Annotated in this window: 24 protein-coding genes; 14 read left to right on the top strand and 10 right to left on the bottom strand. The window is 75.0% G+C overall.

Annotated features, from left to right (window positions below):
* Positions 1-180 precede the first annotated feature (180 nt).
* A complete protein-coding gene (locus O1G21_RS06320) occupies positions 181-1749 on the top strand; it encodes an alpha/beta hydrolase (protein ID WP_270141516.1) in 1569 nt (522 codons plus the stop codon).
* 71 nt (positions 1750-1820) lie between these two features.
* Positions 1821-2447, top strand: a complete 627-nt coding sequence (locus O1G21_RS06315; protein WP_270141514.1) for a mycothiol-dependent nitroreductase Rv2466c family protein — start codon at positions 1821-1823, stop codon at positions 2445-2447.
* Positions 2448-2483: 36 nt separating this feature from the next.
* Here O1G21_RS06315 and O1G21_RS06310 read toward each other — a convergent pair whose 3' ends face one another.
* The 3 genes from O1G21_RS06310 to O1G21_RS06300 form a co-directional block, all read right to left on the bottom strand.
* A complete protein-coding gene (locus tag O1G21_RS06310) occupies positions 2484-2618 on the bottom strand; it encodes a hypothetical protein (protein ID WP_270141512.1) in 135 nt (44 codons plus the stop codon).
* A 123-nt stretch (positions 2619-2741) separates the two neighbouring features.
* The gene (locus O1G21_RS06305; RefSeq protein WP_270141510.1) at positions 2742-3545 is read right to left on the bottom strand and encodes a hypothetical protein; all 804 of its coding nucleotides are present in this window, start codon (positions 3543-3545) and stop codon (positions 2742-2744) included.
* Positions 3542-3850, bottom strand: coding sequence for a PadR family transcriptional regulator (locus O1G21_RS06300; RefSeq protein WP_270141508.1), 309 nt, complete (start codon positions 3848-3850; stop codon positions 3542-3544). Before O1G21_RS06300 ends, O1G21_RS06305 begins: the two co-directional genes overlap by 4 nt.
* A 92-nt stretch (positions 3851-3942) precedes the next feature.
* On the opposite strand from O1G21_RS06300, the gene O1G21_RS06295 reads away from it, so the two are divergent.
* From O1G21_RS06295 to O1G21_RS06270, 6 genes are all read left to right on the top strand, one after another.
* Entirely contained in the window at positions 3943-4200 is a 258-nt protein-coding gene (locus O1G21_RS06295; RefSeq protein WP_270141506.1) for a hypothetical protein, read from the top strand.
* 158 nt (positions 4201-4358) lie between these two features.
* On the top strand, positions 4359-5288 hold the full coding sequence (locus O1G21_RS06290) for a hypothetical protein (protein WP_270141505.1): 930 nt from the start codon (positions 4359-4361) through the stop codon (positions 5286-5288).
* Complete coding sequence (locus O1G21_RS06285) at positions 5285-5860, top strand: NUDIX hydrolase (RefSeq protein WP_270141503.1); 576 nt, start codon at positions 5285-5287, stop codon at positions 5858-5860. The genes O1G21_RS06290 and O1G21_RS06285 overlap by 4 nt, the downstream gene beginning before the upstream one ends.
* A gap of 6 nt (positions 5861-5866) precedes the next feature.
* Positions 5867-7912 carry an ATP-dependent zinc metalloprotease FtsH gene (gene ftsH / locus O1G21_RS06280; RefSeq protein ID WP_270141502.1) on the top strand — a complete coding sequence of 682 codons (2046 nt, stop codon included), beginning with the start codon at positions 5867-5869 and terminating at the stop codon, positions 7910-7912.
* Positions 7913-8005: 93 nt separating this feature from the next.
* Positions 8006-8845: an ammonia-dependent NAD(+) synthetase gene (gene nadE, locus O1G21_RS06275; RefSeq protein ID WP_270141500.1), complete on the top strand. Its 840-nt coding sequence runs from the start codon at positions 8006-8008 to the stop codon at positions 8843-8845.
* The gene (locus O1G21_RS06270; RefSeq protein WP_270141498.1) at positions 8842-9777 is read left to right on the top strand and encodes an ADP-ribosylglycohydrolase family protein; all 936 of its coding nucleotides are present in this window, start codon (positions 8842-8844) and stop codon (positions 9775-9777) included. Before nadE ends, O1G21_RS06270 begins: the two co-directional genes overlap by 4 nt.
* 22 nt (positions 9778-9799) lie before the next feature.
* Here the strand turns inward: O1G21_RS06270 and O1G21_RS06265 are convergent, their stop codons facing one another.
* Positions 9800-10123 (bottom strand): hypothetical protein, encoded by a 324-nt coding sequence (locus tag O1G21_RS06265; RefSeq protein WP_270141496.1) that lies wholly within the window; start codon positions 10121-10123, stop codon positions 9800-9802.
* A 92-nt stretch (positions 10124-10215) separates the two neighbouring features.
* Here O1G21_RS06265 and O1G21_RS06260 point away from each other — a divergent pair, with 92 nt between their 5' ends.
* The 3 genes from O1G21_RS06260 to O1G21_RS06250 all read left to right on the top strand — a co-directional run bounded on the left by O1G21_RS06260 (position 10216) and on the right by O1G21_RS06250 (position 12846).
* Positions 10216-10689 carry an SAM-dependent methyltransferase gene (locus O1G21_RS06260; RefSeq protein ID WP_270141494.1) on the top strand — a complete coding sequence of 158 codons (474 nt, stop codon included), beginning with the start codon at positions 10216-10218 and terminating at the stop codon, positions 10687-10689.
* Positions 10686-11453, top strand: coding sequence for an SDR family NAD(P)-dependent oxidoreductase (locus tag O1G21_RS06255; protein WP_270141492.1), 768 nt, complete (start codon positions 10686-10688; stop codon positions 11451-11453). The genes O1G21_RS06260 and O1G21_RS06255 overlap by 4 nt, the downstream gene beginning before the upstream one ends.
* Before the next feature lie 103 nt (positions 11454-11556).
* Positions 11557-12846: a nucleotide disphospho-sugar-binding domain-containing protein gene (locus tag O1G21_RS06250; protein ID WP_270141491.1), complete on the top strand. Its 1290-nt coding sequence runs from the start codon at positions 11557-11559 to the stop codon at positions 12844-12846.
* A gap of 28 nt (positions 12847-12874) precedes the next feature.
* On the opposite strand, the gene O1G21_RS06245 is transcribed toward O1G21_RS06250, so the two are convergent.
* The 3 genes from O1G21_RS06245 to O1G21_RS06235 form a co-directional block, all read right to left on the bottom strand.
* A complete protein-coding gene (locus tag O1G21_RS06245) occupies positions 12875-13615 on the bottom strand; it encodes a hypothetical protein (protein ID WP_270141490.1) in 741 nt (246 codons plus the stop codon).
* Positions 13616-13859: 244 nt separating this feature from the next.
* Positions 13860-15557, bottom strand: a complete 1698-nt coding sequence (locus O1G21_RS06240) for a DUF885 domain-containing protein (protein WP_270141487.1) — start codon at positions 15555-15557, stop codon at positions 13860-13862.
* A gap of 151 nt (positions 15558-15708) precedes the next feature.
* Positions 15709-16128 (bottom strand): DUF5997 family protein, encoded by a 420-nt coding sequence (locus O1G21_RS06235; protein ID WP_270141485.1) that lies wholly within the window; start codon positions 16126-16128, stop codon positions 15709-15711.
* Positions 16129-16186: 58 nt separating this feature from the next.
* Here O1G21_RS06235 and O1G21_RS06230 point away from each other — a divergent pair, with 58 nt between their 5' ends.
* Positions 16187-16999, top strand: coding sequence for a LysR family substrate-binding domain-containing protein (locus tag O1G21_RS06230; RefSeq protein WP_405000592.1), 813 nt, complete (start codon positions 16187-16189; stop codon positions 16997-16999).
* An 89-nt stretch (positions 17000-17088) separates the two neighbouring features.
* Positions 17089-17673, top strand: coding sequence for a DUF421 domain-containing protein (locus O1G21_RS06225; RefSeq protein WP_270141483.1), 585 nt, complete (start codon positions 17089-17091; stop codon positions 17671-17673).
* Here the strand turns inward: O1G21_RS06225 and O1G21_RS06220 are convergent, their stop codons facing one another.
* Both O1G21_RS06220 and O1G21_RS06215 read right to left on the bottom strand, forming a co-directional pair.
* A complete protein-coding gene (locus O1G21_RS06220; RefSeq protein WP_270141481.1) occupies positions 17674-18393 on the bottom strand; it encodes a rhomboid-like protein in 720 nt (239 codons plus the stop codon).
* 104 nt (positions 18394-18497) lie between these two features.
* Entirely contained in the window at positions 18498-19847 is a 1350-nt protein-coding gene (locus O1G21_RS06215) for a cytochrome P450 (RefSeq protein WP_270141480.1), read from the bottom strand.
* Between the two features lie 260 nt (positions 19848-20107).
* On the opposite strand from O1G21_RS06215, the gene O1G21_RS06210 reads away from it, so the two are divergent.
* On the top strand, positions 20108-21511 hold the full coding sequence (locus O1G21_RS06210; protein ID WP_270141478.1) for an amidase: 1404 nt from the start codon (positions 20108-20110) through the stop codon (positions 21509-21511).
* Between the two features lie 91 nt (positions 21512-21602).
* Here O1G21_RS06210 and O1G21_RS06205 read toward each other — a convergent pair whose 3' ends face one another.
* Positions 21603-23537 (bottom strand): FUSC family protein, encoded by a 1935-nt coding sequence (locus tag O1G21_RS06205; protein WP_270141476.1) that lies wholly within the window; start codon positions 23535-23537, stop codon positions 21603-21605.
* Positions 23538-23543: the final 6 nt, after the last annotated feature.

Below are 23543 nucleotides of genomic sequence, written 5' to 3'. Positions count from 1 at the left end.
GGTGCGCCGACGGTGCCGAGCGCCAGGGCGTACGCCTTCCCGACGCACCGGGGCGCACGCCGTCCCGTCGCGCGCCCGGTGCGCTCGGCACACCTGCCGCGCGCCGGTGCGCTCGGCACAACCGCCCGGCCGAAGCGGCGGACCGACCCCGTCCGGCCAACCCGAGAGGTGGACCGCTCCATGCACACCGTCGTCCGCGGCGCCGGCGCGCTCGGCCTGGTCGCGCTGCTGCTCGCCCCCGTCTCCGGCTGCCAGGGCGACGGCCGTTCCGCCGCCGAACCCGTGCCGATCTCCCCGGTCACCGGCGCGAGCGGCACCGGCCTGGCCGCCCAGCGGCTGGACTGGCGCCCCTGCCCGGCCCCCAGCGCCGCGCAGGGCGGCGGCACCCCGCCCGCGGGCGACTGGCAGTGCGCCACCCTCAAGGCCCCGTTGGACCACGCCAAGCCGGACGGGAAGACCATCGACCTCGCGCTGATCCGCAGCCGGGCCAAGGACGAGCAGCACCGGATCGGCTCGCTGCTCTTCAACTTCGGCGGCCCCGGTGCCTCCGGCGTGACCACCCTGCCCGCCCTGGCCCCGGCCTACGCCTCCCTCAACACCCGCTACGACCTGGTGAGTTTCGATCCGCGCGGGGTCGGCGACAGTGCCGGGGTGAAGTGCCTGGACGACCGGGCGATGGACGCCAACGCGGCCGTCGACAACACCCCGGAAACCCCGGCCGAGGTCAAGGCCCTGGACGTCAGCAACGCGCAGTTCACCGCCGCCTGCGAGCGCAACTCCGGCCCGGTGCTGCCGTACGTGGACACCGAGAGCGCCGCCCGGGACCTCGACCTGATGCGGCAGGTGCTCGGCGACCAGAAGCTCTCCTACTTCGGCATCAGCTACGGCACCGAGCTCGGCGGCGTCTACGCCCACCTGTTCCCCGAGGAAGTCGGCCGGGTCGTCCTGGACTCGGTGGTCGACCCGACGCAGGACCCGCAGCAGAGCGCGCTCGGCCAGGCCCAGGGCTTCCAACTCGCCCTCGACGACTTCATGAAGGCCTGCGCCACCCAGGACCCGGCCTGCCCGACCGGCAGCGGCGGCGCCGAGGGCACCGCGCGGATCACCGACCTGCTGCAGAAGCTCGAGAAGTCGCCGCTGCCCACCGGCAGCGGACGCCGGCTCACCGAGAGCCTGGCCATCACCGGCATCGCGGCCGCCCTGTACAGCCAGCAGACCTGGTCCGCGCTGGCCTCCGGGCTCACCCAGGCGATGCAGCAGGGCACCGGCGACGTCCTCCTCGAGCTGGCCGACTCACTGCTCGGGCGCGACCCCCAGGGGCACTACAACAACCTGAACGCGGCCAACCGGGCGATCAGTTGCGTGGACGCCCGGCAGCGCTACTCCGACCAGGACGTCGAAAGGCAGCTGCCGCGGTTCCGCACCGCCTCCCCGGTGTTCGGCCCCTTCACCGCCTGGAGCCTGACCGGCTGCACCGGTTGGCCCGTCCCCGGCAAGACCGACCACCCGGACGTCTCCGCCCATGGCGCCGCCCCGATCCTGGTGGTCGGCACCACCGGGGACCCGGCCACCCCGGTCGAGGGCGCCCGCACGATGGCACAGCAGCTGGGCGCGGGCGTCGGCGTCACCGTCACCCTGCACGGCGAGGGCCACGGCGGCTACAACACCGGCAATCCGTGTCTGAAGAAGACCGTGGACGCCTACCTGCTGGATGGTACGGTGCCCGCCGACGGGACCACCTGCAGCTGAGAAGTGGCCCAGGGCCGAGGGCGGTGATTGGTCCTGGAGATTGGTCCAATCGTGGCCCTAGGATCCTCGACGTGAACACGCACGTGAACGAGAACGTCACCAAGGTCGACTTCTACTTCGACCCCTCCTGCCCCTTCGCCTGGATCACCTCCCGGTGGATCCTCGAGGTCGAGAAGCAGCGCGAGCTGGACCTCACCTTCCGGGTGATGAGCCTGTCCGTCCTCAACGAGGGCCGCACCGACCTGCCGGAGCGCTACCAGCGCCTGATGACCACCGGCTGGGGTCCCGTCCGGGTCTGCATCGCCGCCGCCGAGAAGCACGGCGTGCACGTGCTGCGCGATCTGTACACCGAGCTCGGCACCCGCCTGCACGACCAGGACCGGGCCGCCGACGACACCGTCATCCGCGAGGCCCTGGTGGCCGCCGGGCTGCCGGAGGAGCTCGCCGACGCGGCCGGCAGCACCGCGTACGACGTCGCGCTGCGCAAGAGCCACCACGAGGGCATGGACCCGGTCGGCGAGGAGGTCGGCACGCCGACCATCCACGTCGACGGCGTCGCCTTCTTCGGCCCGGTGCTGAGCGCGATCCCGCGCGGCGAGGAGGCGCTGCGGGTCTTCGAGGGCGTCCGGCTGCTGGCCGGGTACCCGAAGTTCTTCGAGCTCAAGCGGACGCGGACGGGGTCGCTCGACTTCTCCTGACGCCCGAGGCGCCGCGGCCGGTCCAGTCCGGTCCGGTCAGCGGCGGCGCTGCTTGATCCTGATCAGCCCCGACCGGGGACGGCCGACGACGATCCCGGTCGGGGCTGCCGTCTCCGCCGTCCCGGCGGCCTTGTCGACGATGTGTCCGGTGCCGGTGCTCGACCTGTCCACCCCGACGCCCCAGCCGGCTGGGACGACCGGCCTGATGCGGCCCGAGCGGCACGTCGCCGCGACGGAGCCTCGGGGTCCGGGCAGACGGCCCCGGTGAAGTCGATCCCGCCCGTCGACGGGGGCTCAGTTCCCGCTCTGGCGAAGGTCCCTGAGCGTCGCCGCGAGCGGCCAGGTGAGCAGGACCAGCAGGATTCCGCCGACCGCCGCGACGGTCGCGTGGCCGGCCGTCCAGGTGACCAGCAGGGCAGCCCCGGCGAGCACACCGGCCGCGGTGAGGGCGCCGAGGCCCAGCCGGAGCCGGGTCGGGTGCGGCGTGGCCAGTGCGAGCCGACCCGCCGGGCTCGCCACCGTGCGGCAGGTCTGCCAGCCGCCGACGGCCAGGACGGTCCACCAGCAGGCGACGGCGGCGAACCGGTAGTCGGTGGCCGCGAGGGCCGAGCCCGCCGCGGAGTGCACGAGCGCCACCAGGCCCGCGCCCGCGAGCGCCGGGGCGGTGAGGCGGTGGGCGGCGGTGGCGAGCAGGGCGCGCAGTGCGGCGAGGTCGCGGCGGGGGAGCGGGGTGACCAGGGCCAGCCCGGCCAGCAGCAGCACCTGATCGAGCGGCGCCGCCCAGGCACCGCCGGGCGCGGCGGTCTGACGGGCGCCCTGTTCGGCGGCCAGCGTACCGACGAACCCGGTCGCCAGCGCCACGGCGACGGCCAGCACCGCGGCCCGGTCGCGCCGTTCGGCACGGTGCTCGGCGGGCCAGACCGCCGGGTGCAGCCACAGGTCGGCGATCGCGGCCAGCAGCCCGGGCCAGGCGCGCCAGCCGGACGCCCGCACCTCTCGGGCCAGCTCCTCCGCCAGCTCCTCGCCCCAGCGCTCGCGCATCGGCGCGGGGTAGAGCCGGGACAGGTCGACGGGCCGCCGCGCCCGCCCGCCGGTCATGCCGGGTCCACCTTGAGACTGGCCAGCCCGGTGGCGGCCACCTTCGCCATCGACCGCAGCTCCCGTTCCAGCACCTGCCGGCCCTGCGGCGTCAGCCGCACCGGCCGCTGGCGCGGTTGGGCGTCGGTCGTCCCGGCGGGTTCGATCAGCTGCTTGGCCTCCAGGCGGGTGAGCGCCCCGTAGAGGCTGCCGGGGCCGAGCTTCCGCCCGATCAGCCGCTCGATCGCGGCGTTGACGGCGTAGCCGTGCAGCGGGCCTTCGGCCAGTGCGCAGAGCACCAGCGTCTGGGCGTCGTACGCCTGCATGGGGTCACTCCCTCGGGGACGGCGGTGTCGGTTCACGGTACTACGTGACGAGTAGTACGTGCCAAGTACTACGCGGTGTGTACTATCGCGGCATGGTCGAACAGAGCGCACCCGTGGCCGAACGCGGCCAGGGGGCAGGGGAGTCGGCGGGCGGCTGGGTCTGGCTTCCGGTCGCCGCAGGGCTGGTGCTGGTCGGACTGGTGGCCGTACGGCTGCCGGTCGGGGTGCTGGGAACCCTCGTGCGGGTCCTTCCGGCGGAGCAGCGGCTGGCGGAGCAGGTGGCGCCGGGCGTGCCCTGGCTGCCGGACCTGCTGGTGCGGGGCGGAAGGGGCGGCGATGGGTGGCGGTGAGGCGGTGGCGCGGCCTGCTCGGAGGTCCGCAAGGGGAACGCGGTTCCGGGCTGTGCCGACGGGCGGCGACCGCCTCGGAGCCCCGGGTGCCGTGGAGGCGGCACCCCGGCCTGCGGAGGAGCGGCGCCGGTGCGGCGGACGAATTCGGGAGGACGGGGATGAGCAGGGTGCAGCTTCGGGCACTGTGGAGCGCGCTGGTGCTGGCGGTGGCGTTCACCGGCTTCGGGTACGTGACCACCCAGGCGCGGTCGCTGCGGGCGGTGAGCCCCTGGCAGGGGGATCCGTACGACGCGGTGGTGTCGTTCACGCTGTTCCTGGTCCCCGCGCTCGCCGGGGTGACGACCGTACGGGCCCGACTCTGCCGAGGTGGCGGGCCGCAGCCGGAGTACCGGGTGGACCAGCTGCTGCGGGCCGCCCGGCTGGGCGTCGCCCTGGTCGCGGTGACCGTCGCCACCGACGCGACCGCTGCGGTGCTGCGGGCGGAGCGTGAGCTGTGGGACGGGCGGACGGCCTGGCTGATCGCCGCGCTGCTCCCGCTGGCGGCGGGCGCCGGATGGTGCCTCGTCCTGCTGCGGCGGGCCGTCCGCGAACTGCCGCCGCAGGAGCGGCGGCGGCCGGGCGGGGACTGGCTCGACGACCTCGCCCTGCTCGCCGCGCCGCTGGCCGACCTCCGCGCCCTCAGCCGCTTCCTGCGCCGCCACATCGCGGCCGCCGCGGCGGGGCTGAGCCTGCTGGCCGCCGCCCTGGTGGTCAGCGGGCAGACGGCGGGGGAGGGCTGGCCCGGGGTTTGGCTCGTCCTGGTCGAGCTGAGCGTCTTCGCCAGCGGGTTCTTCGCCTTCTGCCTGCTCTGCGACACCCTGCTGCGGATCGCCGCCCCAGCGCGGCCGCCCGGTGCCGCCCGGGCCACTGCCTTCGCGGCGGCGCTGGCCGTACCGGTGAGCGGTGGCCTGCGGGCGGCGGTCTGGTCAGTGGTCGGACTGCCGGGCCGGGTGGACTCGCCGGTCAAGCTGTTGGTGCTGATGGCCGGGTGCGCGGTGCTCGCGGGCGCGGTGACGCTGGCCGCCGTACGGAAGCGGAGGACGCGGTGAGCGAACTGGTGGAGTGGGTGGACGAGCGGGACCGGGTGCTCGGCGTCATCGACCGGGCCGAGGCGATCCGGCGCGGCCGGCTGCACCGCGTGGCCGCCACCGTCTGCCGGGACCGGGCCGGGCGGGTCCTGGTCCACCGCCGCCCGGACGGGGTGAGCCGTTTCGCCGGGTGCCACGACGTGATGCTGGGCGGCGCCCTGGGGGTGGGGGAGTCGTACGGCGCGGCGGCGGAGCGCGAGCTGCGGGAGGAACTCGGGGTGGCCGTGCCGGTGCGGCACCGGTTCACCTTCCTCTGCCGGGGCGCGATCGCGCCGTACTGGCTGGGCGTGCACGAGGCGGTCGTTCCGCCGGACTGCGTCACCGCCGACGGCGTCGATCCGGCGGCGATCGCCTGGTACGGCTGGCTGACCCTGCCCGAGCTGGCCGCGGCCGTGCGGCGGTGGCCGTTCGTGCCGGACGGGCAGGTGGCGTTCAGCCGATATCTGCTCGGGCTCCCGTCCGGGACCGGAGGGGTCGACCATGGAGGGGAAGGCCCGGAGCAGGGCCCGGGCGGTGTGTCCGAGAGGTGGTGAGCGCGGATGATCGTACGAACGCGTCTGCGTGCCGCCCGTCACCCAGCGACCCCGCCCGGCTCCGGCCGCGCCCCCGGAACCGGGCCGGGCCCGGGCCCCGGCGGAGGCCCCGGCGGTACCCCGCCCAAGCCGCCCCCACCCGCACTGCGCCGCTGGCTGCTGCCCATCGCGGTGCTGGTGACCCTGCTCCTCCTGGCCCTGTTCTCCAAGTCCGCCCCGACCGGCACCCGCTACGGCTACACCGACTTCCTGAACCGGGTCGACGCCGGCCAGGTGCAGACCGTGGACGTCACCGACACCGGCGGGGTGTCCGGCACCCTCAAGGACGGCACCCACTTCACCAGCCAGATCCCGACCGCCCTGGACACCTCCCAGCTCAGCCACGCGCTCTCCGACCAGCACGTGAACGTCACCGGCAGCCGCAGCGGCGGCGGCAGCTCGATCTGGTCCACCCTGCTGCTGTTCCTGCCGCTGCTGATCTTCGGCGGACTGTTCCTCTGGTCCGGCCGGATGGCCGCGCGCTCGCTCGGCGGCGGGCTGAGTGCGATCGGCCGCTCCCGGGCGAAGATCATCGAGGCCGAGCGGCCCGCCACCGGCTTCGCCGACGTGGCCGGGTACGAGGGGGTGAAGCAGGAGGTCAGCGAGGTGGTCGACTTCCTGCGCAGCCCCGAGCGCTACGCCGCCGCCGGGGCCAAGGGGCCGCGCGGGGTGATCATGGTCGGCCCGCCGGGCACCGGCAAGACGCTGCTCGCCCGGGCCGTCGCCGGCGAGGCCTCGGTGCCGTTCCTCTCCGTGACCGGCTCCGGTTTCGTGGAGATGTTCGTCGGCGTCGGCGCCTCCCGGGTCCGCGACCTGTTCGAGGAGGCCCGCAAACGCGCGCCGTCCATCATCTTCATCGACGAGATCGACGCGGTCGGCGGCCGTCGCGCGGGCGGCACCCGGATCGGCGGCAACGACGAGCGCGAGCAGACCCTCAACCAGCTGCTCTCCGAGATGGACGGCTTCGACCAGAGCACCGGCATCGTCGTCATCGCCGCCACCAACCGGCCGGACGCGCTCGACCCGGCGCTGCTGCGCCCCGGCCGCTTCGACCGGCAGGTCACCGTGCCGCTGCCCAACCAGGCCGAACGGGCGGCCATCCTCGCCGTGCACACCCGCGGCAAGACCCTCGCCCCGGACGCCGACCTGGGCCGGATCGCCCGCGGCACCCCCGGCTTCTCCGGCGCCGACCTCGCCAACCTGGTCAACGAGGCCGCCATCAACGCCGTGCGCGCCGAACGGGCCACCATCACCGCCGCCGACCTCGACGACGCCCGCGACCGGGTGCTGCTCGGCCGCCGGGAGTCCTCCAACGCGCTGCTGCCCGAGGAGCGGCACGCCGTCGCCGTGCACGAGTCCGGGCACGCCCTGATGGCCGCGCTGTGCGAGCACGCGGACCCGGTCGCCAAGGTGACCATCCTCCCGGCCGGGGTCGCCCTCGGCGCCACCGAGCAACTCCCCGAGGCCGAACGGCACCTGTACAGCGAGAGCTACCTGACCGACCTGCTCACCGTCCAACTCGGCGGACGGGCCGCCGAGCTGGTGGTCTTCGGCGAGGGCTCGACCGGCGCCGCCAACGACCTCGCCAACGCCACCTCGGTGGCCACCCGGATGGTCCGCGAGTTCGGCCTCTCCCCGGACCTCGGCCCGGTCGGCTACGCCAGCGGCTCCCCGCAGTACCTCGGCGACCACCCCGAGGACCTGCTGCGCCGCCCGTACTCCGAGCAGACCCAGCGCGCGGTGGACGAGGCGGTGGCCGCCCTGCTGCGCGGCGCCGAGCGCCGGGCCGTCGGACTGCTGCACGAACACCGGTACCACCTGGACGAGTTGGCGGCGCTGCTGGTCGCCCAGGAGACCGTGGACGGCCGGGTGGTGCTCGACATCCTCGGGCACCCGGCGGCGGAGACGGACGCGGAGGCGGAACCGGAGGCGGGCCGGACCCTGGGCGCCAAGCCGGAACCGGACGCGGGTCGGGCCTCGGACGCGGAGGCGGGCCCGGGGGCGGCGGCCTGAGGCCCGTCCCGGCACCCGTCGGGCCGGGGCCGCCGCAGGCCCGGCCACGGCCCGGGTGGATGATGTCGTGGTACCGACTTGAAGGAGCCGACCATGACCGAGACCCTGCCCGCGGACGTTCAGCGCGAGATCGCCCTGGCCCTCGGGGTGGCGCCCGCCGCCGACCCCGCGAAGGAGGCCGAGCGCCGGGTGACCTTCCTCGCCGACCAGCTGCGGGCCTCCGGCGCGCGCACCCTGGTGCTGGGGATCAGCGGCGGGGTGGACTCCACCACCACCGGGCGGCTGTGCCAGCTCGCCGTCGAGCGGCTGCGCGCCGAGGGGTACCAGGCGGCCTTCACGGCGATGCGGCTGCCCTACGGCGTCCAGGCGGACGAGGCGGACGCCCAGCGCGCGCTCGAGTTCATCCGGGCCGACGAGGTGCTCACCGTCGACATCAAGCCCGCGACCGACGCGGCCCTCGACGCCCTGCTGGCGGCCGGCCTCACCTTCCGCGACCACGCCCACGAGGACTTCGTGCGCGGCAACGTCAAGGCCCGCCAGCGGATGGTCGTCCAGTACGCGGCCGCGGGCGCCGGTGGCGGCCTGGTCGTCGGCACCGACCACGCGGCCGAGGCGGCCGTCGGCTTCTTCACCAAGTTCGGCGACGGCGCGGCCGACGTGATGCCGCTCTCCGGCCTGACGAAGCGTCAGGTCCGTTCGGTGGCCGCCTTCCTGGGTGCTCCCGCCGAACTGGTCGGCAAGGTCCCCACGGCGGACCTGGAGAACCTCGCCCCCGGCAAGCCCGACGAGGACGCGCTCGGCGTCGAGTACGACGCCCTGGACGACTTCCTGGAGGGCCGCCCGGTCACCGAGCAGGTCTTCCACACCGTCGTCGGCCACTACCGCCGCACCGAGCACAAGCGCGGCCTGCCGATCATCCCGGGCCAGGCGTGACGGACGTCACCGACCGGGACGGCCGCGCGGCCGGCGCCGTGCTCGGGGCGGCCGTGGGTGACGCCCTGGGCGCCCCCTACGAGTTCGGCCCGGCCGGCGCCCTCTCGGCCCGCTTCCCGGCCGGGCGGGCCGAGCTGGTCGCCGGCGGCGGCTGGGAGCGCGGCGAGGCCACCGACGACACCCAGATGGCCGTCCTGGTCGCCGAATCCCTCATCGAGCGCGGGGAGTTGGACCTCCCGGACATCTTCGACCGGTTCTGCCGCTGGGCCGCCGCCGAGCCCAAGGAGATCGGGATCCAGACCGAGTCCGTCCTCGCCAGCGGCCACCCCTGGGACCTCGCCGCCGGCATCCACTTCGACAGCACCCTGCGCGCCGCCGGCAACGGCTCGCTGATGCGCGCGGCCACCTCCGCCGTCGCCTTCGCCCGCGCCGGACGGGAGGCCACCATGGACGCCGCCCGCCGGATCGCCGCGCTCACCCACGGTGACCGGGCCGCCTGGGAGGGCACGGCGATCTTCCACGAGCTCGTCCGCCTCGCCCTCGACGGCGCCGACCCGCTCGCCGAACTCCCCGCCGTCCTGGCCGCCGTCCACCCCGACCACCGCGAGCGCTACGCCACCGTCCTCGCGCCCGACTGGCATCCCGACCGTGCCACCGAGGCCAACGGGGCGGTCTGGCCCTGCCTGGGCTCGGCCGTCTGGGCCCTGCGCACCACCGACGGATTCGAGCGGGCCGTGCACGCCGCCGTCGATCTCGGCGGCGACACCGACACCGTCGCCGCCGTCGCCGGTGGGCTGGCCGGCGCCCGCTACGGCCTGGCGGCCATCCCGCCGCGCTGGAGCGAGCCGCTGCACGTCCCCCTGCCGGGCTTCGGCGGGCGGGTCCTGCGGGCGCGCGAACTGCTGTGGATCGCGGAGCGGTTGGCGACCTGACGAGCGCCGTGGCGGGCCGGCCTCAGCGGCCGGCCACCGCGAGGAACAGCCCCAGCGGCAGGTGCGAGGCCGGCGCGCTGAGCGTCGCGCAGCGCCAGCGCCGGTGCGGCGTGGACCACTGGCCGGCGATCGCGACACCGAGCACGGCGGCGAACAGGACGCTGCCGGCCAGGACGCCGGTCTGCGTCACCGCCGCCCGGTGCTCCGCCGCGGTCTGCTCGCCCGCCCAGCGCCGGATCCGGGTCAGCAGGACGACGTCGATCGCGACCGTCGGAACGCCGAACAGCGCCGCTCCGACCGTGTCGCCGTTCTCCGTGCCCAGGCCCCTGATCCCCGTGCCCGTCACCGCACCGCCCCCCCCTTGATCGTCCGCGCGTTCGGATCGCTACCGTACCGAGTGAACGCTTCTACGCCGAAGGGGGAAACAGTGTGGATGAAGTGACGGTACGTCCGGTGGCCCGGGTGGTCGGGGGACGTGACGAGGTGCGGGACGACGGCTGGGGGAGCGTCGCGGCGGTGATCCGGCTGGACGGAGGGCAGTTCACCGAGGAGGCGCTGTCCGGGCTGGCGGAGTTCTCGCACCTCGAGGTGGTGTACCACTTCGACCGCGTCCCGGAGGGCAAGGTCGAGCGCGGCGCCCGGCACCCGCGCGGCAACACCGAATGGCCGCTGGTGGGCATCTTCGCCCAGCGCGGCAAGAACCGCCCCAACCGGATCGGGGTCTCGCGCTGCACGTTGGTGCGGGTGGAGGGGCTGGACCTGCACGTCACCGGGCTGGACGCGGTGGCGGGCACGCCGGTGCTGGACATCAAGCCGTACCTGGCCGAGTTCGGTCCGCGCGGGGAGGTCCGCCAGCCCGCCTGGTCGACCGAGGTGATGCGTGCCTACTACGACGACGAGGCTGGGCGATGACGCGCGAACGGCTGGCGGTGGTGTCCGGCGGCGGGACCGGGATCGGGCGGGCGATCGCGGCCCGGCTGGCCGGGGACGGGTACCGGGTGGCGATCCTCGGGCGGCGGGCGGCGGTGCTGGAGGAGGCCGGGGCGGCGATCGAACGGGGTGCGGGGCCGGGGGCGGTCGTGCCGGTGGCGGGCGACCTGGCCGATCCGGCGGCGGTCGAGCAGGTGGCCGCCCGGATCGCCGAACTCGGGCCGGTGGACGTCCTGGTGAACAACGCGGGCGCCATCATCACCCCGCCCCAGGACGGCAGCCTGGCCGCCCTGGCCGCGTCCTGGCGGCGCGACCTGGACACCAACCTGCTCACCGCCGTGCTGCTGACCACCGCGCTCCAGGGCGCGCTGCGCCGCCCCGGCGGCCGGCTGGTGGTGATCAGCTCGGCGGCCGCCCAGCGCGGTGGCGCCGGTCCGCACTCGGCGGGTTCGTACGCGGCCGCGAAGGCGGCCCTGCACGGCTGGGCGTTCGGCCTGGCACGGCAGTTGGGGCCGGACGGGATCACGGTGAACGTGCTGGCGCCCGGCTACGTCGTGGACACCGAGATCTTCGGCGCCGACTGGAGCGAGGAGTTCCACGCCCGGAAGGTCGCCGACACCCTGGTCGGCCGGGCCGGCACCCCCGCCGACGTGGCCGAGGCGGTCGCCTACATCGCCTCCCCGGCGGCCGGCTACCTCACCGGACAGGTGATCGGGCTGAACGGGGGTGCGGTGCTGGGCAGATGAGCTGTTCATCGGTCGTCGACCACCCGTGCCCACGGTGAGTGGAAGTGACACGCACCGGGCCCGAACGGAGGAGTTTCCGCTGTCCAGGATCATCACCACCGCCATGCCCGCGCACGGGCACGTCAACCCGCTGCTGGCCATCTCCGCCGACCTCGCCGCGCGCGGCCACGAGGTGGTCTTCCTCAGTGGCGCGCGGTTCGCGGCCGCCGCCGAACGCGCTGGGGTGCGCTTCGTCGCGCTGCCCGCCGAGGCCGACTGGGACGACCGCGACCTCGACGCCACCTTCCCGGGGCGGGCGAGCCTGCCGCCAGGGCCGGAGCGGGCCGCCTTCGACGTGCGGCACGTCTTCCTCGACCCGGTGCCGCACCAGTACCGGGCGCTGCTGGCGCTGTTGGCGGACTTCCCGGCCGACGCCGTGATCGCCGACGCCTTCGTCCAGGGCGCGCTGCCGCTGGCGCTCAGCCGGCCGAGGGCGGAGCGCCCGGCGCTGATCGGGGTCGGGATCACGCCGTCGATGCTGCCGAGCGTGGACACCGCGCCGTTCGGGCTGGCGCTGCCGCCGCTGCCGGGGGAGGAGGGGCGAGCGCGCAACCGGGCGCTGCAGGAGGAGATGGACCGGCGTGGCGAGCCGCTGCGGCGGTACGCGGAGAAGGTGTTCGCGGAGGCGGGCGTCCAGCTGCCGCCGGGCCCGCGCACGCTGATCCCGGTGGCGGTTGCGGACGTGTTCCTGCAGCTGACCGTGCCGGGCTTCGAGTACCCGCGCAGCGACGCGCCCGCCTCGTACCGGATGATCGGCGCGCTGCCCGGGATCGTCGGCGCCGAGCAGCCGCTGCCCGAGTGGTGGGACGAGGTCACCGGCGAGCGGCCGGTCGTGGTGGTGACCCAGGGGACGCTGGTCAACGACGACTTGGGCGAGCTGGTCGCGCCGACGGTCGCCGCGCTGGCGGACCGGGACGTGCTGGTGGTGGCCGCCACCGCCCGGCCGGACGGGCCGCGGGCACTGGCCGAACTGCTGGGCGGCGGCCTGCCGGGCAACGTCCGCGCCGCCGGGTACGTGCCGTTCGACCGGCTGCTGCCGCACACCGACGTGCTGGTGAGCAACGGCGGTTACGGCGGGGTGCAGACCGCGCTGCGGTACGGGGTGCCGCTGGTGGTGGCCGGGGCGAGCGAGGACAAGCCGGAGGTGGCGGCCCGGGTGCAGTGGGCCGGGGTGGGGCTGGACCTGCGCACCGGCCGCCCGGCGCCGGAGGCGGTCGGCCGGGCGGTCGAGCAGGTACTGGGCGACGGCCGGTTCCGCGAACGGGCCCGCGCGCTGGGCGCGGAGTTCGCGGCGTACCAGCCGTTCGACACCATCGCCGAGCTGGTCGAATCGCTGGGGCGCCGCGAGGGCTGAAACGATTCACCAGAGGGGGTGGGGGAGATCAGTCCCCGTCGGCGTCCGCCTCCGCGGTGGGCGCGGCGGCGGCCCCCTTGCTGATGCCGAGCTTCACCTCGGCCGTCGTCCAGTCGGTGGCGATCGCCTGCTGGGCGGCGGCCAGGGTGACCTGCCCCTTGCAGATCGCGGTGTGCAGGTGGGTCTCCACCGAGTCCTTGGGGTTGTTGGGGCCCTTGCCCGGGACGTGGCCGGGGGAGGGCGGCTGGGTCCACAGGTTGCGCGCGTCGTTGGGGTCGCCGCCGAGCTGCAGGCTGATCAGGTGGTCGTACTCGGCGTCGCCCATCGGGCCGGTGTAGCCGTAGGACTTGGCGTTATCGGCCTTCTCCTTGCCGGTGATGTTCACCGGCGGGCGGATGGTCGAGGTGTAGCCGCCCGGCTTGCAGATGGTGTCGTTGATGTTGCCCTGGTTGACGGCCGGGCTGATCGCGCCCGGGGTGCAGTTCGGGTCGGGCAGCGGCTGCTTGTCCGCCGTGTAGCGGTAGTGGCAGCTGCCCGCCGCGGGTTGCGGCTGGGCGTCGTAGGAGCTCTTCGGACCGGGCCCGGTGACGATCTTGGCCGGGGCGGGCTGGGCGGCGTCGCCCGCGACCGCCGGGGCGGAGCTGTGGGCGCTCTCCTTGCCGTGGGAGCCGTCCTTGGCGGTGTGGCCGCCGCCGGACGAGCAGCCTGCGGCTGCGGCGAGCAGGACGGCCGCGGCTATGGCGAGGGCGCCTCGGGCGGGAGCCGGCACGGAGTTCCTCCAGGTCGTTGCGGTGTCACGGACGGCCGGGGCATGGGTGCCGGAGGCCGCGTCAGCGGACACTACCGTGTCGAGGGGGCCGAACGGGTGATGCCACGTCCGGGCGCGGTAGGACCGTCGCGGGCGCGCGGAATCGTTTCCGCATCCTTGACGCGCCGCCAGGCCCGCCCGCGCCCGGTCCGCCTGGTGGAGGCCCGCGCCCCCACCGCCACCAAGGCAGCTACCGCTGCCGGTTTTACCGCGCCGCGATCCAGTCCGTGACCACCTCGTCCAGCACCGCCAGCGGCAGGCTGCCGTGCCCGATCAGCTCGTGATGGAACTCACGGACGTCGAAGCGCGCGCCGAGCGCGGCCTGCGCCCGCTCGCGGTGCCGGACGAGTTCGCGGCGGCCGATCATGTACGCGGTGGCCTGGCCGGGCCAGGCGATGTAGCGGTCGATCTCGTTGCGGACGTTGGACTCCTGGGTCGCGGTGTTCTCCCGCAGGTAGGCCATCGCCCGCTCCCGGGACCAGCCGTAGTGGTGCAGCCCGGTGTCCACCACCAGGCGCACCGCCCGCAGCGCGTCCATCGAGAGCATGCCGAAGCGGGAGAGGTCCGAGCTGTACAGGCCCATCTCGTCGGCCAGCCGCTCGGTGTACAGGCCCCAGCCCTCGACGTGGGCGGTCAGCGCGGCGGTCGACCGCTGCCGGAACCGCGGCAGGTGGTGCAGGGTGTGGGCGAGCGCGATCTGGAAGTGGTGGCCGGGGATGCTCTCGTGGAAGGCGATCGCCTCGTACTCGTAGGTGAACCGCGTCTCAGGGTGCAGGGTGTTGATCCAGTGGGTGCCCGGCAGGCCGCCCGGGCCCGGCGGCTGGTAGTACGCCAGTGGTGCGGTCTCAGCCTCGACCGGATCGATCTCACGGGTCACGCAGTCGGCGATCGGGTACGGGCGGAACCAGTCGGCCGAAGCCCGGCGGGCCCGCTCCAGCGCGCCGTCGACCAGGGCGATCAGCTCGGCCGCGCTGCCGAAGCGCAGCGAGCGGTCCTCGCGCAGCGCGGTCAGCACGGCGTCCGGGGAGGTGATGCCCAGCACCTTGCCGCCCAGCTCGGCGAACTCCTCGCGCAGGGCCGCCACCGTCTCCAGGCCGATCCGGTGCACCTCCTGCGGGTCCAGCCCGGGCCGGGTGAAGCGGGCGACGGCGTCGGCGTAGCCCTCCGCGCCGCCCGGCACGTGGCAGACCCCCGCCGCGGAGTCCGGCCGGGCGTCCGCCGCCAGCCGCTGGGCCAGCCCGGCCCGGTAGCGGGCCACCGCGGGGCGGACGCCGTCGCGCACGACGGTCCGGGCCCGCTCGAACTCCGGACGGCCGCGCAGCGGCTTCAGCATCTGGTCCTCGGCCGGATCGCCGGCCAGGTAGGTGTCCAGCTGGGTGACGGCGGCGTCGACCCCGCTGCGCAGCGGGTGGCGGCCCTCGGCGGCGGCGTCCAGGGCGCGCCGCAGGGCGGCGTCGAAGTAGCCGGGCAGTCCGGCCAGCCGTTCCAGGTAGGCGTCGGTGCCCTCGTGGTCGACGGCGGTCATCGCGAGGGCGCCGAAGGCGGAGTTCTGCGGGGCGACGATGGTGGCCGAGACGCTGAACTCGGCCAGCCCGTGGGTGATCTCGCCGATGCCGTTGGCGATCAGCCGCTCCAGCACCCGGTGGGTGATCCGGTCCTCGCCGGTCAGCGCGTCCAGCGGTACGGCGGCCAGCCGGGTGCCGAGACCCCGGAGCACCTCGCGGTGGCGCAGCGCGGCCGCGCGGGACGGGTCGGGTACCTCGTGGGCGTGGCCCTCGGTGCCGCTGAGGGTCGCGGTGAACGGGTCGTGGGCGTTCCTCGCGGCGAAGAACTCGTCGCCGAGGGCGGCGAGTTCATCCCGAGGGGAGCGGGCGGTCGGGCTGTCGCCCGGCTGGTCGGTCATTGGGCGATTATTCGGAGTCGGCGGCGGCGCGGTCAATACGCGGCGGACGGAAGGCAGTTCCGCCCGCTCGCCGTGAACGCGCCGCCGCCGAAGCGGAATTCAGTATTCAGGATTCCGGGTTCCGGGCTCCGCCGGACAGGCCCTACACGTCCTAGCGGCCCTGGGAGTCCTTGGCGGCCTTCGCGGCGGCCTCCTTCTCGTGCTTCGCCTTGATCCGGGCCTCCTCCTTGCGGACGTCGACCTGGTTGGCGCGCTCGTGCTGGAGCCACAGCGGGTTCTCGGCCTTGATCGCGTCGATCTCGGCGGTGGTGAGCGCCTCGGTCACGCCGCCGCGGGCCAGGCCCGAGATGGAGACGCCGAGCTTGGCGGCGACCACCGGGCGCGGGTGCGGGCCGTTCTTGCGCAGCTCCTGGAGCCACTGCGGCGGCTCGGCCTGCAGCGCGTTGAGCTCCTCGCGGGAGACCACGCCCTCCTGAAAGTCGGTCGGCGCCGCGGCGAGGTAGATCCCCAGCTTCTTGGCCGCCGTGGCCGGCTTCATGGTCTGGCTGGTCTTCTGCTTGAGCGATGTCATGGTGACAAGGGTAAGGGAGCGCGCGGGCGCTTCCGGTCACGGTCGGTAGCCTTGCCCTGTGACAGACATGCAGGTGAACCCGTCCTTCCGGCTCGCGTACGTCCCGGGCGTGACCCCCGGCAAATGGGCCCGGGTCTGGGTCGAGCGGCTTCCGGACGTCCCGCTCGACCTGGTCGCGGTGCCCTCGACGGAGGGCGAGCGGACCGTTCGCGAGGGCGAGGTGGACGCCGGTCTGGTCCGGCTGCCGGTCGACAAGGGCGCGCTCAGCGCGATCCCGCTGTACACCGAGACCACCGTCGTGGTCTTCCCCAAGGACCACTGGCTGGCCGCCGCCGAGGAGGTCGCCCTCGACGACCTCGCCGAGGAGGTGGTCTTCCACCCGCTGGACGACACCCTCGGCTTCACCGCCGAGACCCTGCCCGGGCGCCCGGCGATCGCCCGCCCGGACACCACGGCGGACGCGGTCGAGCTGGTGGCGGCCAACGTCGGCGTCCTGCTGGTGCCCCAGTCGCTGGCTCGGCTGCACCACCGGCGGGACCTCACCTACCGGACGGTGGTGGAGGCGCCGCAGTCCCAGGTGGCGCTGTCCTGGCCGCAGGAGCGGACCACGGACCTGGTGGAGGAGTTCATCGGGATCGTCCGTGGGCGCACCGTCAACAGCTCGCGCGGCCGCGGGGCCGGGCAGGCCGCCGAGGCCCAGCCGAAGAGCCAGCCGAAGAAGGCGGCGGCGCCGCGGAAGCCCCAGCAGCAGAAGGCCGGGGGACAGAAGGCCGGCGGCCAGAAGCCCGGGGGACAGAAGTCCGGCGCGCAGAAGGGGCGGGGCGGCGGCCCGGCCGCGGCCCGGCGCGGCAAGCCGAAGCGGCGCTCGTAGCGGCGAAGCGGCGCTCGTGGCGGCGCCCGGAGGGTAGCGTCGGCCCCGTTCCGGACGGTCGTGGTGGGAATGGTGGGAGGAGCGGGGCCGTGTGGCATGACCTGGTGGTCGTCCAGATTCCGATCGTGGAGAAGATCCTCCGGACGATCGCCGTCTACGTGCTGATCCTGCTGCTGTTCCGGCTCGCCGGGAAGCGCGGGCTGGCGGGGCTGAACACCTTCGACATGGTGGTGGTGTTCCTGCTCTCCAACGTGGTCCAGAACGCGATCATCGGCAACGACAACAGCCTGCTCGGCGGCGCGATCGGCGCCGTCACCCTGATCGTGGTGAACGCCGTGGTCACCCGCTGGCTGGCCCGTGACCCGCGGGCCGCACGCGTCCTGGAGGGCGAGCCCACCACGGTCGTCCGGGACGGCAAGCTGGTGCCCGGCGCGCTGCGCGAGCTGGCGCTGCGCCCGTCCGAGCTGGAGCACGCGATCCGGCTGCAGAACGGCGACAACGTCAGCGGAGTCGCACGGGCCCGGCTGGAGCCGGACGGGCAGTTGCTGGTCACCCTCAAGGCGGCCGAGCAGAGCGCCACCAAGGGCGACGTCGACGAGTTGCGGGAGCGCTTGGCGGCGATCGAACGGCTGCTGACCACCATCGCCGCCGACCGCCGGCCGCCGCGGGGATGATCACCCCCTGCCGCGCGCCGTGGCAAGGGTGGCGGTGCGCCGTCGGTGGCGGGCGGTGACGGCGGCGAGGGCGAAGCCGAGGGCGGCGGCGAGGAGGTGGCCGATGGTGGTGAACTCGGGGATCGGGCCGGGCCATTCGTGGTCGCCGGCGAGCGGCCAGGCGAGGACGAAGGCGGCCCAGGGCAGCCGGGCCCAGCGGGGCAGCGCGAGGATCGCGAAGGCGAGGGCGGCCTGGGCGCCGTAGCTGATGCCGTAGTCCGAGGCCTCCCGCACGTCGGCGGGGTACCAGCCCTGCTGCAGGGCGAGCAGGATCACCAGGGCGGTGATCAGGGTGGCGCCGACGTGGCCGGCCAGGAACACCGCGGCGGCGCGCGGCGTGCCGAAGCGGCGTTCGGCCCAGGCGAGGGCGACGACTATGCCGAGGCCGAGGGTGATCAGGGTGCCGCCGAAGCCGGTGGAGGCGATGTCGGTGAGGGTGCCGTCGTAGAGCAGGGCACTGCCGATCATGGCGCGGACCGGGTGGTCGTGCAGGTTGTCCAGGTTGGTGCTGATGTAGCCGCGCAGGTCGTCGGCCCGCTGGTCGGACAGCCCGTACTCGACCCAGGCGTGTCCGAGCAGCAGCAGACCGACGTAGCCGAGGGTCAGCGGCGAGCGCCGCGGGTACGTGCGGACGGCGCGCGGCAGCCCGGTGAGGAGCCCCAACGGGCGTCGTGGGTTCATGTGCTGATGGTGTCCCGGTCGAGCGGAGGGTCGGGTCGGCCCGGATGCGACCGCCCGTTCCGGGACAGTACCGAACCCCGGTGGGGACCGGCTCGGCGCGTCCGTCAGCGGATGCGGCGGGTGAGCGTCGCGGTGAAGGAGCGGGGGGCGAGCGAGGAGCCGCGGTGGGGGCGGATCGGGCGGTCGCGGCTGGGCGTGACGGTCCAGCGGGCGGCGATGGTGGCGAGGGCGAGGGCGGCCTCGGTGGTGCCGAAGGCGTCGCCGATGCAGCGACGGGCGCCGAGCCCGAAGGGGGTGTAGGTGCCGGCGGCGGGGCGGGCGGTGGTGAGCCAGCGGTCGGGGTCGAAGCGGTCGGGGCAGGGGAAGAGGTCGGCGCGCCGGTGCAGCAGGTAGGGGCTGTAGAGGACGGTGGCGCCGGCCGGGAGGCGGTGGCCGCCGAGTTCGGTGTCGACGGTGACGGTGCGGCTGAGGATCCAGGCGGGCGGGTAGAGCCGGAGGGTCTCGCTGACGATCCTGGCGGTGAGCGGCAGGGCGGGCAGGTCCTCGTGGCGGGCGGGTCGGCCGTCGAGGACGGTGTCGAGTTCGGTGTGCAGGCGCTCGCGGACGGCCGGGTTGGCGGCGAGCAGGGTCCAGGCCCAGGAGAGGGTGGCGGCGCTGGTCTCCATGCCGGCCAGCAGGAAGGTGACCACCTGGTCGTGGATCTCGCCGTCGGACAGGCCCCGCCCGTGCTCGTCGCGGGCGCTGAGCAGCATGGAGAGCAGGTCCTGGTGGTCGGTGCCGGCCGCGCGGTAGTCGGCGATCAGCAGACGGGTGATCTCCCGCAGGTTCCGCTGGGCGCGTTTGAAGCGGCGGTTGCCGGGGGTGGGGATCCGGTCGGCGCCGGGCAGCGGGAGCATCATCCGGCGGGCGACGCCGCGGGTGACCGCGTCCATGGCGTCGTGGACGGGCAGCGAGCCGGCCCGCTCGTGCGCGGCGAACAGGCAGCGGGCGGTGACGGCGGTACTGAGCCGGTACATGGCGGCGGGCACGTCGACCACGTCGCCGTCGCGCCAGCGCGCGGTGGTGTCGGCGATCTCCTCGGCCATCATGGCGGCGTAGCCGGGCAGCCGGTCGCGGTGGAAGGCGGGCTGGAGCATCCGGCGCTGGCGCCGGTGGGCACTGGCGGGGCAGGTGGCGAGGCCGTTGCCGAAGGCCTCGCGGGCCTTCTCGATGATGATGCCGCCCTTGTCGTAGGTGCGGTCCTCGGTGAGCAGCCGGTGCACCAGGTCGGGGTGGCAGACGACGTAGGCGTCGAGCGGGCCGAGCCGCAGCCGGACCAGGTCGCCGTGGGCGGCCAGGCCGGCCACGAAGTCGAGCGGGCTGCGGATGAAGGAGGGGGCGTGACCGAGCAGGGGGAGCGCGCCGGGCGCGGTGACCGAGGTGTAGTGGGCGGTCGGGTGGTACTGGGTGGTCACAGGCGTCACCTCGGGGAGGGCCGGTTCATCGGGCGATCGGGATCTTTCCCGGGGCCCGCGGGTGAAACGGTCCGCGACCGGCGGACGGAGTGAACGCGGGGGCGCGTGCCGAACGCCCGTGCGCCCCAGCATGTTTGACGGCCTGCCCGGCGCGGGGGTATCCGGGGGCGGCGCCACGCGCCTACACTGCGAAGCTCCGTACGATTACCGGTCGGTATACCGGTCGGTACGGCTACTGGTACTACCGGTTGGGAGTTGGGATGGCCGACGAGCGGGTCCACGCGTTCACCGACGACGCCCTCGGCGCGCACGACGCGGTGGCGCTGGCCGCCCTGGTCCGGGCCGGCGAGGTCAACCCCCGGGAGCTGGTCGCGGCCGCCGTCGCCCGCGCCGGGCGGATCGACGGCGCGCTGCTGCCCGTCGCCCACGCCTCGTACGACCGGCCCAGGATCAGCCGCGAGGGCATCGGCGGCCCGCTCTGGGGCGTGCCGACCTACCTCAAGGACAACGTCGACCTGCGCGGCCTGCCCACCGCCATGGGCAGCGAGGCCTTCCGCGCCCGCCCGGCCCGCCGCAACGCCCGCTTCACCGACCAGCTGCTGTCCACCGGCCTGGCCGTGCTCGGCAAGACCCGGCTGCCCGAGTTCGGCCTGAACGCCTCCACCGAGTTCGCCACCGCCCAGCCGGTGCGCAACCCGTGGAAGACCTCGCACTCGCCCGGCGCCTCCTCGGGCGGCGCGGCCGCCCTGGTGGCCGCCGGCGTGGTGCCGATCGCGCACGCCAACGACGGCGGCGGCTCGATCCGCATTCCGGCCGCCTGCTGCGGCCTGGTCGGCCTCAAGCCCACCCGCGGTCGGCTGGTGACCAACGCGCAGGGCGGCAAGCTGCCGATCGACCTGGTCACCGACGGGGTGGTGACCCGCTCGGTGCGCGACACCGCCGCCTTCTTCGCCGCCGCCGAACGCCACCACCGCAACCCGAAGCTGCCCCCGCTCGGCCTGGTCGAGGGCCCGGGCGAGCGCCGGCTGCGGATCGGGTTGGTGGTGGACTCGCCGACCGCCAAGACCGACGAGGCGACCCGCCGGGCTGTCGAGGAGACCGCCGCCCGGCTGGAGGCGATGGGCCACCGGGTCGTGCCCACCACCCTGCCGTTCGGCGAGGAGTTCTCCCGCGACTTCCTCTCGTACTGGGGCTACATCGCCTGGGTGATCGCGTTCACCGGCCGGGTGATGCTCGACCCGAGCTTCCGGGCCGGGAAGCTGGACGGGCTGACCACCGGGCTGCGCCGCAGCTTCCAGGCCGAGTTCCCGCGCACCCCGGGCGTGCTGCGGCGGCTGCGCCGGGCCGAGGCGGTGTACGCGGGGATCTTCCACGAGCACGACGCGATCCTGTCCCCGGTGCTCGCCCACACCGCCCCGCCGATCGGGCACCTCAGCCCCAACGTCGCCTTCGACGAGCTGGTCGAACGGCTGCTGCGCTACGTCGCCTTCACCCCGGTCAACAACGTGACCGGCGGCCCGGGCATCGCGCTGCCCGCGGGGGCGACGCCGAGCGGGCTGCCGATCGGGGTGCACCTGTCGGCCGCGCACGGGCAGGAGCGGCTGCTGCTGGAGCTGGCCTTCGCGCTGGAGGCGGACCGGCCGTGGCGGCGGATCCAGGACTGAGCGCCGGGGGGCTCGGGCCGGCGGTGCATCCGGGACTGAACGCCGGGGGTCGGGCCGGCGGTGCATCCAGGACTGGGTGCCGGCGATGGCGTCACGGATAGGCCACCGACCGGGCCGCGTGCACCTCGTGGTGCAGCCGGGCCAGCGCGCAGTCCGGGGCCAGCGTGCCAGGGTCGCCCCCGGGCGGCGGGGCGCCGGCGCGCAGCGCTTCCGCCAGGGCGGTCAGCTCCCGGGTGACGGCGTCGACCTCGGCCGGGGTCGGCACCGGCGCGCCGTGCTCGATCCGGACCCGGGTGGCGGTGGTGGTGTCGACGATCCGCTCCACCGCGATCACCAGCGGCCACCAGGCCTCCGCCCGGGCGCCGACCGGCGGCGGCTCGGTCAGCGCCCGCTGGAACTCGCTGCGCACCGCGGAGAGGTCCCGGTAGAGCCGCCGCCGGTAGCGGGCGCGGGCCGGCTCGTCCCGCCCCGGCGCGGTGGTGAAGGCCAGCGACACGTACGAGGCGGTGTCCTGGACGGCGTCGGCCAGCCGGTCGCCGATCCGGGTGTGCCAGGACTCCGGCCACAGCAGGTAACCGGCCAGCAGGGCGATGCCGCAGCCGATCAGCGAGTCGTAGAGCCGGGGCAGCACCAGGTGGAAGCCCTGGTGGTTGAGCAGGTCGGAGAGCATCAGGATGACCGGGGTGATGGCCGCGGTCTGGAAGGCGTACCCCTTGGCGGAGAGTACCGGGATGAGCGTCGCGAGCACCGCCATCACGGGCACGTCCCACCAGCCGTGCGGCACCTCGGCCAGCACCGGGATGGCGATCAGCAGCCCGGCGGCCGTGCCGAGCGCGCGCAGCACGGCGCGGGAGAACACCGAGCCGAAGTCCGGCTTCAGCACGAAGGTGACGGTCAGCGGGACCCAGTACGAGCGCGGGACGGCGATCGCCGAGACCAGCACCTGGGCCAGCCCGATGCACAGCGCCAGCCGCAGCCCGTACCGCCAGGACGCGCCGGACAGCAGCAGCGCCCGGGCCGCCCGGCGGGCCCGGACCTCCAGGCTGGCGGGCCGGCCGAGCCGGTCGCCGGCGGCGTACGGGTCGGGCGCGGCCTCGTGCACCACGGTGGCCGCGTGTCCGATCGCCTCGCCCAGCGCCCGGGTGGAGGGGCCGCGCGGCTCGGGCAGTTCGGGCGGCGGGGCGGGGCCGGTGCGGCCCTGCTCGACGGCCTCGGCCAGTTCGCGCACGGCGGCCGGGTAGGCGGGCGACAGCGGGCCGTACCCGGGCGGGCGCAGTTGGGCGGCGGACGCCCCCTCGACCACCGGGATCAGTGCGTTGAGCTGGGCGAGCAGGCGCACCAGGGTGGCGGAGCGGCCGTGCCGGCGGGCACGGCGGGCCAGCAGCAGGTCGTAGGAGTGGTTGAGCGACCGGGTGAGCTCCCGGCGCCGGTCCTCGTAGTCGGGTGAGCCGGTGGCCTCCAGCAGCCCGGCGACCGCCCGGTAGGTGTCGGCGACCACCGCGCGCTCGGGCGTGGCGCCGCGCAGCGGCCAGGCGAGCAGGCTGAGGGCGAGCACCAGCAGACCGCCGAGCAGCAGCAGGCCGGGCGGCAGCCACCAGGGGGAGGGCAGCGGCAGACCGGACCCGACCACGGCGTTGAGCAGCAGGAGCAGGCCGGAGACGGAGGCGACCGCGCCGATCGAGGAGATCATCCCGGAGACCAGGGCGACGACGGTCAGCACCACGACCGCCGTCCAGCCGGCGCCGTACACCTGGGTGCCGACCAGCACCCCGAGGGCGCCGAACAGCTGGGGGACGGCGATGTTGAACACCCGCATCCGGTAGGCGTCGGCGGTGTCCCCGATCAACCCGGACAGCGCGCCCATCGACACCAGCGCGCCGTAGCCGGTCCGGCCGGTGGCGGTGCCGACGGCCAGCGGGGCGGCGAGCGCCACCGAGGCGCGGGCCGCCGCGGCCCAGGGGATCGGCGCGTCCCGGGGCCGCAGGCTCTCGGTCAGCCAGCCGGGCGGCCTCAGCGCGGGTGCCATACGCCC

This window comes from Kitasatospora cathayae, assembly GCF_027627435.1.
GTDB lineage: Bacteria > Actinomycetota > Actinomycetes > Streptomycetales > Streptomycetaceae > Kitasatospora > Kitasatospora cathayae.
Note: the sequence above shows the minus strand (reverse complement) of the source record. Positions and strands in the feature narration are given on the sequence as shown.